Source organism: Pantoea sp. At-9b (genome assembly GCF_000175935.2).
Lineage (GTDB): Bacteria > Pseudomonadota > Gammaproteobacteria > Enterobacterales > Enterobacteriaceae > Pantoea.
In genome coordinates this window covers 2,234,390-2,247,899 of the sequence record NC_014837.1, presented here as the reverse complement: position 1 = coordinate 2,247,899, position 13,510 = coordinate 2,234,390, and the positions used below count along the sequence as shown (strand labels likewise).

General features: G+C 55.0%; 10 protein-coding genes. 7 read left to right on the top strand and 3 right to left on the bottom strand.

Going from position 1 to position 13,510, the window contains the following annotated elements:
* The first annotated feature begins 384 nt into the window (after nt 1–384).
* The 3 genes from PAT9B_RS10285 to PAT9B_RS10275 all read left to right on the top strand — a co-directional run bounded on the left by PAT9B_RS10285 (nt 385) and on the right by PAT9B_RS10275 (nt 4,242).
* Nucleotides 385–2,517: a TonB-dependent siderophore receptor gene (locus tag PAT9B_RS10285; RefSeq protein WP_013509202.1), complete on the top strand. Its 2,133-nt coding sequence runs from the start codon at nt 385–387 to the stop codon at nt 2,515–2,517.
* A 179-nt stretch (nt 2,518–2,696) separates the two neighbouring features.
* The gene (locus tag PAT9B_RS10280) at nt 2,697–3,902 is read left to right on the top strand and encodes an FAD-dependent oxidoreductase (protein WP_013509200.1); all 1,206 of its coding nucleotides are present in this window, start codon (nt 2,697–2,699) and stop codon (nt 3,900–3,902) included.
* A gap of 139 nt (nt 3,903–4,041) precedes the next feature.
* A complete protein-coding gene (locus PAT9B_RS10275) occupies nt 4,042–4,242 on the top strand; it encodes a DUF2767 family protein (RefSeq protein ID WP_013509199.1) in 201 nt (66 codons plus the stop codon).
* A 39-nt stretch (nt 4,243–4,281) separates the two neighbouring features.
* Here PAT9B_RS10275 and nifJ read toward each other — a convergent pair whose 3' ends face one another.
* Nucleotides 4,282–7,809 carry a pyruvate:ferredoxin (flavodoxin) oxidoreductase gene (gene nifJ / locus PAT9B_RS10270; RefSeq protein ID WP_013509198.1) on the bottom strand — a complete coding sequence of 1,176 codons (3,528 nt, stop codon included), beginning with the start codon at nt 7,807–7,809 and terminating at the stop codon, nt 4,282–4,284.
* 295 nt (nt 7,810–8,104) lie between these two features.
* On the opposite strand from nifJ, the gene PAT9B_RS10265 reads away from it, so the two are divergent.
* Nucleotides 8,105–8,377: a DUF333 domain-containing protein gene (locus PAT9B_RS10265; protein WP_013509197.1), complete on the top strand. Its 273-nt coding sequence runs from the start codon at nt 8,105–8,107 to the stop codon at nt 8,375–8,377.
* Nucleotides 8,378–8,392: 15 nt separating this feature from the next.
* Here the strand turns inward: PAT9B_RS10265 and PAT9B_RS10260 are convergent, their stop codons facing one another.
* On the bottom strand, nt 8,393–9,385 hold the full coding sequence (locus tag PAT9B_RS10260; protein WP_013509196.1) for a 2-hydroxyacid dehydrogenase: 993 nt from the start codon (nt 9,383–9,385) through the stop codon (nt 8,393–8,395).
* Nucleotides 9,386–9,561: 176 nt separating this feature from the next.
* On the opposite strand from PAT9B_RS10260, the gene PAT9B_RS10255 reads away from it, so the two are divergent.
* Genes PAT9B_RS10255 through PAT9B_RS10245 form a run of 3 tightly spaced genes read left to right on the top strand, consistent with a single transcriptional unit; the run spans nt 9,562 to nt 12,700 of the window.
* Nucleotides 9,562–12,183, top strand: coding sequence for a YdbH family protein (locus PAT9B_RS10255; protein ID WP_013509195.1), 2,622 nt, complete (start codon nt 9,562–9,564; stop codon nt 12,181–12,183).
* Entirely contained in the window at nt 12,180–12,368 is a 189-nt protein-coding gene (locus PAT9B_RS10250) for a YnbE family lipoprotein (RefSeq protein WP_013509194.1), read from the top strand. Before PAT9B_RS10255 ends, PAT9B_RS10250 begins: the two co-directional genes overlap by 4 nt.
* 11 nt (nt 12,369–12,379) lie before the next feature.
* Nucleotides 12,380–12,700 carry a YdbL family protein gene (locus PAT9B_RS10245; RefSeq protein WP_013509193.1) on the top strand — a complete coding sequence of 107 codons (321 nt, stop codon included), beginning with the start codon at nt 12,380–12,382 and terminating at the stop codon, nt 12,698–12,700.
* A gap of 56 nt (nt 12,701–12,756) precedes the next feature.
* Here PAT9B_RS10245 and azoR read toward each other — a convergent pair whose 3' ends face one another.
* Nucleotides 12,757–13,356 (bottom strand): FMN-dependent NADH-azoreductase, encoded by a 600-nt coding sequence (gene azoR, locus PAT9B_RS10240; RefSeq protein WP_013509192.1) that lies wholly within the window; start codon nt 13,354–13,356, stop codon nt 12,757–12,759.
* Nucleotides 13,357–13,510: the final 154 nt, after the last annotated feature.

Below are 13,510 nucleotides of genomic sequence, written 5' to 3'. Positions count from 1 at the left end.
ACTTTGCGTGTATAAAATGTAGTAGTCAAACGAAAAATACAGGCAAAAAGAGCAAGGTTAATTTCAATCTCTCGATGTTTTTTTGTTGGGCTGGAGATTGGTTAACTTTATGAAAAATAGATAGTTATTTGCGATCATGACCACCTCATTAATGTAAGGGTAGCTGAGAGTTTGACTGTAGCAGAAAAACTAAAATTTATATTTACTACTACATTCGCCCATGTTTGAATGATTATCAATTACATTATCAAATACACCTTGTCTTGATAAAAATACCGGTCCTGCCGATCGCGGCATCCTGCTCAACAGCAGCCGGAAGCATGACAGGATGGTGTCAGAGAATGAAAAAACAGTTTGTGTTAATTTTCAGGGAAAACATCAGAAATGCATGAAGGTAAAAATATTCAACACCACAAGCGTCCTTTGGGGAAAATATGGCTTGCGGTATACAGTGGTGCGTTAATTTCTTCAGGCAGCAGTTATGCCGCGACCGACAATAATACCTTGACGGTGACGGCCGCCCAACAAACAGAACAAACTAACAACGGATATTCCAGCCCAACCACTTCGGTCGCCAGTAAAACGCCCACGTCCAAACTGAATGAAGCGCAGTCGGTGAGCGTGGTGACGAATAAACAACTGAGCGATTATCAGTCCACCACGTTATCAGATGCTATGCGTTTTGTGAGTGGTGCGGCGCAAGCGAATACGCTGGGCCAGACGGAAGATGGTATTGTGCGCCGCGGCTTTGGTTCAAACTCCGATGGTTCTGTGTTCCGTGACGGTATCCGTAGCAGCCAGGGACTCAACCTTGATGCCACCACAGACCACGTTGAAGTATTGAAAGGGTCGTCTTCACTGTTATACGGTATTTTAAATCCCGGTGGGATGATTAATGTCGTGAGTAAAAAACCGCAATATGAGTGGCACACCATTGTGGGTGGACACTACAACAGCACAGGCGGCGGCGCAGGAAATATTGATATTACCGGCCCACTGGGCAATGGTTTTGCTTTCCGTCTGATTGCCGAAAAACAAGCGCAGAACTACTGGCGCGGATACGGCAACGAAAAACATAATCTGCTGGCACCTTCATTACAGTGGTATGGCGAAAAAGCCAGTTTTAATATCAGCTATGAAAGTTATCAATATGATATTCCTTACGATCGTGGCACGGCATTTATTGATGGCAAACCGATCGATATCGGTTATAAAACGCGTCTGGATGATTATTCCAACCGTGCATGGGGGCGTAATCAGACCTTCAACAGCTACTGGGATTATCAGTTCAATGATATTTGGTCGACCCGCGTTACCGTAGGTATGAACCAGCGCAAGTACAATAGTAATACCATGACAACCACCGCCATTAATACAACCACCGGTGTTGTTACGCGACGTCCGGATGCCTTCCGTGGCTTTAACCACAAAACAAAATATATTTCGTGGGATGCCATCGGTACGCCCGAAATATTTGGCATGACGCATAATCTGGTGGTCGGTACGGATTATGAAATGAACCAAACTTATCGTGCTCACGCTTATAACGGCACAAAAAATAATGACTTTACCCTGAGCAACCCGGTTTATGGATTAGAAACCATCACCGATAGCAGTACGGAAAAAACCGCCGACAGTAATCTGCTCAACCGCATTCACAATCGCTCGATCTATCTTAAAGACAACATTGACCTGACGTCGCAATGGACCGTGGTAGCGGGTGCCCGTTATCAGCACTTCGAACAACGCGAATCAAGAGGCAGTGATTCCACACTGACTTATAGCGATGAAGGTAATAAGTTTTTGCCACAAACAGGGCTGATTTATAAGCTGACACCGACGGTTTCTTTCTATGGCAGTTTGAGTAAATCGTTTACGCCATCGACTAATCCGGATGACAACGGTAACGTTGAAGCGCCGGAACAGGGTACGACCTATGAAGTCGGCAGCAAATGGCAGATGACACCTGCACTGCTTGGAACGGTTGCACTTTACCGTATCGATGAGCGTAATGTGGCCTTATCATTAAACGATGGCACCTATGCCGTGGATAAAGCTCGCTCCAGTGGCGTTGAAGTAGAGGTTAACGGTGAGATTTATCCTGACTGGGATCTCAGCGCTAATTACAGCTACAACGAGGCGAAAATCGTTAACGATAAAACGGACCCAACGAATAATGGCAACCGTCTGCAAAACGCACCACGCAATTCCGGCGCGGTATATTTAAGCCACAATCTGCGCTTAAATCTGTTGCCGGGCAGTTTCCGTATCGGTGGCGGTGTTCGTTATATGGGCACGCGTGCCGGTGATCCGAGCAACAGTTTCACCCTGCCTGCCTACACCGTCGCGGACAGTTTTATTGGTTGGGACAATCAGCTGCTGGGTAAAAAAACGCATTTACAATTAAACCTCAACAACCTGTTTAACAAGCACTATTACACCTCCAGTGGCGGCAATTTACGCGTTGCGGAAGGTGAAACGCGCAACCTGGTGCTCAGCGCAAGCGTTGAGTTCTAAGGCGGAGGTTTAAAGCTGCCAGCAAAAACAACACCGTAATCCGGGGGTATGCAGAGAGGCTGCCGACCGGATTACGGCTGTTCACTTCAGACATCCCCATTAAGCCTCGCCGCACCCATCACTATACACAAATGATAATTATTATCATAAACTCAGGTGGTGCTGACCAAGGAGCGAGAATGAAGCCTGAAGCGAATGCGATCCTGAACACCGATTGCTGCATTGTGGGTGGCGGCCCGGCCGGGTTAATGCTGGGATATCTGCTGGTGCGTGCCGGCCTGCGGGTGGTGGTGATTGAAAAGCATGCCGATTTTCTGCGTGATTTTCGCGGGGATACCATTCATCCCTCGACGCTGGAGATCATGCACCAGCTTGGTCTGCTGGAGGCGCTGCTGCAACTGCCGCATCAACGGGCGGAGAAATTGCAGGCTGAAATCGCAGGCCAGGAAGTCACCATGGCGGATTTCTCCCGTCTTCCCGTCCAGTGCCGTTTTATCGCCTTTATGCCGCAATGGGATTTCCTCAACTTTCTCGCCCAGCAAAGTGCGGGTTATGCCGGATTTACGTTGCTGCAATCCACCACCTTTGACCGGTTTATTGACAACCAGGGCCGCGTCGCCGGGATTCACGCGATCACCGAACAGGGGCCGGTCGAGATCCGCGCGCAACTGGTGGTGGGGGCCGATGGCCGCAACTCCGCCGTGCGTGCTGCTGCCGGGTTAACCAGCCGGGCGTTTGGTGCTTCGCGCGATGTGGTTTGGTTCCGGCTGGATAAGCAGCAGGGCGATCCGGTCTGGGGCATGGGACATAAAGGGCCACGGCAAAACTTTATCGTTATCGATCGCGGTGAGTACTGGCAGTGTGGCTACACCATCCCCAAAGGTGAGTTTGAGGAGCTGCAAGTGGCGGGGCTGGATCAATTCAAAGCTGCGATTGCGCAGGTTGCGCCCTTTGGCGTGGCGCGGCTGTCCCAGTTGAAGGAGTGGCAGCAATTTAAGCTGCTGTCGATCCGCATTGACCGCCTCGATAGCTGGATGAAACCGGGTTTACTCTGTATCGGTGATGCGGCGCACGCCATGTCGCCGATTGGCGGTGTTGGTGTGAATCTGGCGATACAGGATGCGGTCGCCGCCGCCAATTATCTGACGCAGCCACTACGCCACGGGGAGGTTACCCTGCGTGACCTGGCTCGCGTGCAGAAGCGACGTCAGTTCCCGACGGTGGCGACCCAGTTCCTGCAAATTAAAATGAGTAGCAACAAACGCAAACCGGGTAAGAAAAGCAACATGCCAACCCTTATCCGCCGTTTTCCGTTCTTACGTTTCGTATTTGGTCGCCTTATCGGGCTGGGATTCCGCATGGAGAAGCCGCGTTTTTCCGGTTAATCATCGCTCAGGATAAAGATCAGCATTCTTTGCCCGAATTATTTGTGCATTTATTGATCTGCGCGAAGATTTTGCTCGCGCCACGCTGACAGGATGAAGGCAAGAGTTACTTTAGTTTCTAAAGGGTGAGGAGAGGCGGATGCAAACTTACGATATGGTTTTTGAAGAAGCGTGCCGGTTAGTCGGTCAATGTTACCTGGAACTGGCGCAGCGTGGCGTGGCAACAGAAAAAGATGTGTTAGCAACGGAGTTACAAAATTTGCAACTCCGCTACCGTGAATTAACCGGATCACCCAATCGGGCGGTGGAGATGGCGATTACCCAACTCAAGCCCTGTTAATTATCATCAAGCCCGGCCTTCTGCGCCGGGCTTTGTTTATCACTCACTTTTCTCAGCTTTCCCTGCCAGCTCCGCTAACCGCTGATAACGCTGGTTAGCGGCCTCGCTGGCATCCCGCCAAAGCTGTGCCGCGGCTTCTGGTTGTTCGGTTTGCAACTGGCGGAAACGCTGTTCGTTCATCAGCGCCTGTTCCAGCTCGGAAGTGGGTGGGCGCGAATCCAGCGCCAGCGCGGCTTTACCCTGTTCCGCCCGTCGTGGGTCAAAACGATACAATGGCCAGAATCCACTGGTGGTCAGCAGGCGCATCTGTTCGTGGCTGTAAGCGAGATCATAGCCGTGTTCTTCACACGGGCTGTAGGCGATGATCAATGACGGTCCGGGCCAGGCCTCGGCTTCCTGAATCGCTTTCACAGTTTGATTCAACTGCGCGCCAAGGGAAATCTGCGCCACATAGACATGGCCATAGAGCAAGGTCGCCATGCCGAGATCTTTACGTGCCTTACGTTTTCCCTGCTCGCCAAATTTGGTGACCGCGCCGAGCGGGGTGGCCTTCGACGCCTGGCCGCCGGTGTTGGAGTAACATTGCGTATCCAGCACCAGGACATTGACGTTTTCACTCAGGCTCATCACATGATCCAGCCCACCGTAACCGATGTCGTAGGCCCAGCCATCCCCGCCGATTAACCACACCGATTTATCGACCAGCGCATCCGCCGCAGCGATTAACGCCTGAGCGGCGGCGTGCGGCGCATGCTGTAAGTGCGCACGTAACTGGCTGATCTGTTCCCGTCGCACGGAAGTGGTGACGTTGTCACCTTTAAGTTCGGCAACTAACGTTGCGGGCAACTGCGCCGCGCATTGCTCCAGCAGACGGAGTGCGCGCTGGCGCTGTTGATCGACGCTCAGACGGAAGCCTAAGCCAAATTCGGCGTTATCTTCAAACAGCGAATTGGCCCATGCCGGACCGCGTCCTTCCGCATTGGTGGTATAGGGCGTGGAGGGTAAATTACCGCCGTAGATGGAAGAACAGCCGGTGGCATTGGCGATCAGCAGGCGATCGCCGTATAACTGCGTTAACAGCTTGATATACGGCGTCTCCCCGCAACCGGAACAGGCACCGGAATATTCGAACAGCGGGGTGATCAGCTGCGAGGTACGGATATCAATCCGCTCCAGCTGCTCGGCGCTGATCTCCGGCAGGGCGAGAAACGCATCATAATTGATTTTTTCCGTTTCGACGTGTTCGAGGCGCGATTGCATATTGATGGCTTTGATCTCCGGGTGCTGGCGATCGCTGGCCGGACAGACCTCGACGCACAGATTACAGCCGGTGCAATCCTCCGGTGCCACCTGCAACACGTATTTTTGTCCACGCATATCGCGGGATTTGACATCCAGAGATGCCAGGCTGATAGGCGCGCCTTCCAGCGCTTCTGGCGTTACCACTTTGGCGCGAATCGCCGAATGGGGGCAGGCCGCCACACAATGATTGCATTGGGTACAAAGGTCGGGCTGCCAGATGGGGATCGCTTCGGCAATATTCCTTTTTTCCCACTGCGTCGTACCGGTGGGCCAGCTACCATCGGGCGGCAGGGCGGAAACCGGTAACTTATCGCCCAGTCCGGCCAGCATGGCGGCGGTGACGGTTTTAACAAAATCGGGCGCGTTAGCGGCGACCACCGGCGGGCGATGTGGACTGTCCGCATCCACCGCCTGCAACGGTACGGCCTCCAACGCTTGTTGTGCCATGGCCAGCGCCTGCCAGTTGCGCTGCACCAGCTCTTCGCCTTTGCTGCGATAGCTGCGGGCAATGGCGTTTTGCAGTTCGCTCAGGGCGCTGTCGCCCGGCAGGATTTGCGTCAGTTGAAAGAAAGCCATCTGCATCACGGTATTGATGCGTGCGCCGAGCTGGCATTCCCGCGCGATGCGTGCCGCATTGATCACATAAAAACGCGCCTGCTTATCGTTGAGCTGTGTCTGCACCTCCTGCGGCAGGCGATGCCAGACTTCATCGGCGGCATAGGGCGTGTTAAGCAGAAAAATGCCGCCGGGCTTCAGTTGATCGAGCATCGAATATTTGTCGATAAATTGTAATTGGTGGCAGCCAATAAAATCGGCCTGCTGGATCAGATACGCGGACTGAATCGGCTGCTGGCTGACGCGCAAGTGCGAAACCGTCAGGCCGCCCGCCTTTTTCGAGTCATAAACAAAATAACCCTGCACCTGCCACGGCGTAGCATTGCCGATGATTTTCAGGTTGTTTTTGGTTGCGCTGACGCTGCCATCACTGCCCAGTCCGTAGAACAACGCTTCAAGATGGGCGCGGTTCGGCACAATGTTGGCTTCGGGCGGCAGCGAGAGATGGGTAACATCATCATAAATTCCCACGGTAAAGCGCGCGGGGGGCTGGGGGCGTTGCAGCGCGCGGAACACCGCCAGCACCGCGTCGGGGGCAAACTCTTTGGACGACAGGCCATAACGCCCGCCGCACACCTGCGGCAGGGTGCGGCGTTCGCCCCGGCTGAAGGCTTCAGCCAGTGCCGTCATCACATCAAGAAACAGCGGTTCACCCAGCGCGCCGGGTTCTTTGGTGCGATCCAGCACCGCCACGCGTTGCGCCGATAACGGTAGCACACTGAGCAGATGCTGTGCGGAGAACGGGCGATACAAGCGCACCTTCACCAGCCCGACTTTCTCACCGCGCTGTAGCAACTCATCAATGGCTTCTTCGGCGGTACCACAGCCGGACCCCATCATCACGATCACCCGTTCCGCCTGTGGGTGGCCATAAAACTCAAACGGCTGATAACGGCGGCCGGTTTGTGCGGCAAACGCCGCCATCGCGCTTTCAACATGCCCGGTGCAGGCGTCATACCAACGGTTGGTTGCTTCACGCGACTGGAAATACGTATCCGGGTTAGCCGAGGTGCCTCGCACGCTGGGATGATCGGGCGTCAGGGCGCGAGCACGATGTTGCGCAATCGCCTCCTGTGGCATCAGCGTCAGCAGCGTTTCGTCACTGATCGGCACAATTTTGTTGATTTCGTGTGAGGTCCGGAAGCCATCAAAGAAATGAATAAACGGGATGCGGCTGTTGAGTGACGCCATCTGGGCGATCAGGGCGAAATCCTGCGCTTCCTGGACGCTGGAGGCACATAACTGTGCACAACCGGTCTGGCGCACCGCCATCACGTCGGAGTGATCGCCAAAGATGGATAACGCATGGGTGGCAACGGTGCGCGCGGCAACATGCAGTACAAACGGCATCAACTGTCCGGCCAGTTTGTACAGGGTCGGGATCATCAACAACAATCCCTGCGATGAGGTGAATGAAGTGGATAATGAGCCGGTTTGCAGTGCGCCATGCACGGTGGCAATCGCACCGCCTTCGGATTGCATTTCAACCACGCGTGGTACATCACCCCAGATATTGCGGCGGCCTTCCCCGGACCAGCCATCGGCGAGTTCAGCCATGGTGGAACTGGGGGTGATGGGATAAATGGCGATAACTTCGCTGGTGCGGAAAGCGACAGATGCCACTGCGCCATTGCCGTCGACGGTAATCATAAAACGTCCTTTGCTTCGCTGAGAATGCCCGCAAAATTGCCGGGGTTAATTATCTCAGTCTAGCAAAGCGGCCAGGCGTCACTTTCTCATCTGTGTGATGCCATTGGTTTGCCGCACCGCTGACTAAGGTTGCGGTTTTTTGCATCACTTTGAGGGTGTGAAAGGGGATTCAGGATAATTCTGGTTGCAAAGTGTGAAAGAAAATTTTGTAAAAAGCTGTGTCGCCTCTCGACCCCTTGCTGCGCCTGACATATGCTGGTTCGAATTTTTCCCCCAACCGCCCGGAGCCTGATCGATGAAAGCCGCTTCCTTCCTGCTGGCCGGTGCTGCGCTGTTACTTTCCGCTTGCAGCAGCAATAGTGATAATGAACCGCCACAACAGGCGACCGCTGCACATATTCAACCGCAGGTGGTGATGTCGTCATTGGCGGAAACCAATTGCGCCAATGCCGGGGGAACGCTGGCGTTTTCACGCCAGTTAGATGGTTCGCGCATCGGCATGTGCCAGATGGCGAATGGTCGTCGCTGCGATGAGCAGGCGCTGATCGGTGGACGTTGCGCCCGCTAACGCAGGCGCGCGTTGTCAGGCTTGCACCAGATTAGGACAGGTTTCACCGCGTTCCAGTTGCTGCAAATTGCTCAGCGTGGTTTCGGAGATGGCGGTCAAGGCTTCCGCCGTCAGAAACGCCTGATGGCCGGTAAACAACACGTTATGGCAGGCGGACAGGCGACGGAACACGTCATCCTGAATCACATCATTCGATTTGTCTTCAAAGAACAGATCGCGTTCGTTTTCATACACGTCCATCCCCAGTGAGCCGATTTTTTGCTGCTTCAGCGCATCGATCGCCGCCTGAGAATCAATTAAGCCGCCACGGCTAGTATTAATAATCATCACGCCATCTTTCATCTGGCTGAAGGCGGCAGCGTTGAGCAGATGGTGATTTTCTGGCGTTAGCGGACAGTGCAGGGTGATGACGTCGGAGGCTGCCAGCAGGGTTTTCAGATCGACGTATTCCGCACCCAACTCCAACGCCTGGGCGCTGGGATAAGGATCAAACGCCAGCAGACGCATGCCAAATCCTTTCAGAATACGCATCGCCGCCACGCCAATCTTACCGGTGCCGACCACACCGGCGGTTTTACCGTACATATTGAAACCGGTTAGGCCATCCAGTGAGAAGTTGGCATCACGCGTGCGTTGATACGCGCGATGGATGCGACGGTTCAGCGTCATCATCAGGCCAACGGCATGTTCCGCCACGGCTTCCGGCGAATAGGCGGGCACGCGCACCACCTGCAATCCGAGAGCGGCCGCCGCCTCGAGATCGACGTTATTGAAACCGGCACAGCGCAGCGCGATATATTTCACTCCCAGCGCCGCCAGCTCTTCCAGCACCACTTTGCTGCCATCATCATTAACGAAAATACACACGGCATCACAACCTACGGCGTTCTTGGCCGTGGTTTCCGTCAGCAGAAAGTCAAAGAACACCAGTTCGTATCCATAGCTGGCGTTAACATGTTCAAGATACTTCTGGTCGTACTGTTTGGTACTGTAAACCGCAACTTTCATTGTTTCGCTCCTGAAAAATGGAATGTTGGCAGAAGACAGAATAACGTTTTCTGTGTCACTTTGCTGATAAAAACCGCGCGATTAATTGGCTGCTGGCGGGTAAAACCTTCATTTACCCGGCATAACATGCCATCATCTTTGTCAGGATTTTGTAAGGGACAGGAACGTTAGCTGCCATGACGCGGAGCCTTCGCCGAATACTTGCTGCGCTACTGGCGCTGATACTGCTGCTACTGGGATTGCTGCTGACGGTGACACAATGGCTGCCGCGGCTGGCGGGCATCTGGCTGCCGGAAAATACCCGTGTGGAGCTGAACGGTGCGCCTGGCTGGCAGCAGGGCGGCCTCTATTTCCCGGAAGTGCGTTACCTGGCGGGCGATTGCGAACTGGCGAAAGTCAGCGAGGCCCGCCTCGGTTGGCAGCAGCAGCGCTGGCAACTGCGCGCCCGACAAGTGCAACTCGACAGCCACTGCCTGCAAGCGCTGCCGCAAAACACCGCCCCGAGTGATGCACCCCGCACGCTGGCACAGTGGCAGGCCATGCTACCGGGCGCGGATATTCACCTCGATCAACTGGTACTGCTGCCGTGGCAACACTATGCCGGGCAATTTGATCTCACCCTGGATAACACCGCGCAGCAACTGCATTATCAGGGCGAGAATCTTACCGTGGACGCCCGTCTGCAAGGACAGGAGCTACACCTCTCGCGGCTAACGCTGACGCAGCCGTTGCTGCCCAAACCACTGGATTTACAAGGCTCGCTAACGCTACCGACCTTTGCCGACGGATTACCGGTCGCCGGGACGTTACAGGGCGATGTCAGCCTGAGGCAATGGCCACAGCCACTGCGAATGGCGCTGGACTGGCAGCAGCAGCAGGGGAGTTTGACGGTGAGCCAACAGGGCGACGATCAACCCTTACTGCAACTGCCGTGGCAGGTTGATGAGCAGCACATCCAGATTAGCCAGGGGCACTGGCGCTGGCCGCAGTCTGAGCAGCCACTGTCGGGTGGCCTGGCGCTGACCTTTACCAACTGGCAGCAGGGGCTGGATCACACCCAGGTTCAGGGGCGCTTCAACCTGCTGACGCAAGGCAAAGGGGGCAAAGGCAACCTGGTGCTGAGCGTCGGACCCGGCACCCTTAGCCTGACTGACAGCGCCTTACCGTTCCAGCTTACCGGCGAAAGCAAATTTGCCAGCTTGCAATTGTATGGTGCCATCCCCGGTGAGTTGCAGGGAATGTTGACCGACCCACAACTGGTGCTGAAACCGGGCGCGTTGCTGCGTCTGCGTGGCCGCCTGCTGTCGACGCTGGAGGTGGATGAGGCGCGCTGGCCACTGGCTGGTGTCACCCTGAGCAGCAAGGGGATTAATGGCCGCTTGCAGGCAATCCTGCAAGCGCACGATCCCAGCTTTGGCCGTTTACGCTTGCACCTTGATGGCCGTGCGACGCAGTTTTGGCCGGACAGCGGGCGCTGGAACTGGCGTTACTGGGGGGATGGCCTGATGCAGCCACTCGACGCTAAATGGGATGTCAGAGGTACCGGCAGTTGGCAGGATACGCTGATCAGTCTCGATACGCTGGATACCGGTTTCGATCAACTGGCGTATGGCATGGTGCAAGTTGGCAAACCCCGTTTAACCCTGACCGCGCCAGTACGTTGGCAACGCGATGCGCAACAACCCAGTTTCAACGGCGGCTTTGTGCTGAAATCCGGCCAGACGCAATTTAGCTATGGTGGCTGGCTGCCGCCTTCAGAACTTGAATTTGCCGCCAAAGGTCGCGATCCCAGCCAGTTTATCTGGCGCGGCCAGCTTAAGGCCGGAGATATCGGCCCATTACGGGTACACGGACGTTGGGATGGTGAGCGCCTGCGCGGTGAAGCCTGGTGGCCGGCGCAATCGCTGACGGTATTCCAGCCGCTGCTCAGTAGCGATTTAAAGATGCGTATTCAATCCGGGCAACTCCAGGCTCAGGTGGCTTTCTCTGCCGCCACCGATCAGGGCTTAGAAGCCGGAGGCCACTGGGCGGTGAAAAAAGGCAGCGTATGGATGCCGGACAGCGAAATCAACGGTATCGATTTTTCACTACCGTTCCGCCTCAAGGCGCACCAGTGGCAGCTCGGACGGCGCGGGCCGGTTTCGCTGCGCATTGCTGAGGTGAAAAACCAGTTTGCCTTGCAGAACATCACCGCCGATTTACAGGGGCATTATCCCTGGCAGGAACGCCAGCCGTTGACGCTGTCCAACGTCAATCTTGATCTGCTGGGCGGCCATGTCAGCTTGCCAGAACTGCGCCTGCCGCAGCATGAGGCGGCGCATATTTCCCTGCGCGACATCGATCTCAGCCGTCTGATTACCGCTATCAAACCAAAGCAATTTGCCATGTCCGGCAAGGTGAATGGCGAGTTGCCGCTGTGGGTGAATAACCCGCGCTGGCTGATTGAAAAAGGCTGGATCGCCAACAGTGGCCCCCTCACGTTCCGCATGGATAAAGATATGGCCGATGCCATTACCAGCAACAATATTGCCGCAGGCGTGGCGATGGACTGGCTGCGCTATATGGAGATCTCCCGTTCGTGGGCCACACTGGATCTGGATAACTTCGGCAATCTGACTCTGCAATCGGAGGTCAAGGGCACCAGCCAGTTCAGCAATCGCCGCCAGTCGGTCAATCTTAACTACCGTCATCAGGAAAACCTGTTCCAGCTGTGGCGCAGCCTGCGTTTTGGCGATAATTTGCAATCCTGGGTGGAGCAAAATGCCACCCTGCCATCCAAGAAGGATCCCCAACCATGAGCCTGAGGGCATTACTGGTGCTGGCAGCCGGGCTGCCGCTGATCGGTTGCGTGCCGCGTATTGAAGTTGCCGCACCGAAAGAGCCGATCACCATCAATATGAATGTGAAAATCGAGCATGAAATCCACATCAAGGTCGATAAAGATGTGGAAGCGCTGCTGAAAAATCAGAGCGGATTATTTTGAGGAGGGTGGCGATGAAACGCAAAGCAATCGCCTTGTTGCTGGCGACGTTATTGATCCCTTCCGCCTGGGCGCTGACGCTCGATCAGGCTCGTCAGCAGGGGCGTGTCGGGGAAACCCTGAGCGGCTATATTGCGGCCCGGCAACAGGACAGCGAAACCCTGGCGCTGGTGAAACGGATTAACGAGGGACGGAGCCAACAGTATCAGCGAGTGGCGCAGCAGAACAATCTCACCACCGGCGAAGTGGCGCGCATTGCCGGGGAGAAACTGGTCGATCGTGCCGGAACCGGCGAGTATGTGCAGGGTATTAACGGGCAATGGCTGCGAAAATAGCCCAAAAAAAACCGGGCACTCAGGCCCGGCAAAAAGATAGCATTCTTTTTTAGCGCTTACGCAGCAACAATTTCTTTGATCGCGTCTTTGGCATCGCTGGCCGCTTTGGTCGCCACTTCTGGACCGTAAGCGATACCTTCAGCGAACACGAAGTTCACATCGGTGATACCGATGAAGCCGAGGAACAGCTTAACGTATGGGGTCAGCAGGTCGGTCGGGGTATCTTTATGGATGCCGCCACGGCTGGACAGGATCACCGCACGTTTGCCTTTCACCAGACCTTCCGGGCCTGCTTCGGTGTAACGGAAAGTCACGCCAGCACGGGCAATCAGGTCGAAGTAGTTTTTCAGCTGAGTCGGGATGTTGAAGTTGTACATTGGCGCAGCGATCACCACCACGTCATGAGCCTGCAATTCAGCAATCAGTTCGTCAGACAGCGCCAGCGCTTCCTGTTGACGCGGAGACAGCGGAGCGTCAGACGGACGCAGCGCGCCAACCAGCTCACCGTCCAGAACCGGGATCGGATTCGCAGCCAGGTCGCGCACGGTGACGGCATCACCTTTGCTCTGTGCCTGCTCAACATAGAAATCAGCCAGTTGGTTGGACTGAGAGTAACCGGCGAGGATGCTGGATTTCAGAACTAATACTTTGCTCATGGTGTTTTCCTGTTTGTTACGCGGAAGGCTTACCGCTCAATGCGTTACACTCTACGGAGATCACCGTGCGGTGAAAAGCGCAATATTTCGAGACCTATGTTCGAATTTATTGAATAAGGCCGCACGCACGGTCAGGGCGGCAGGGGCAAATTAT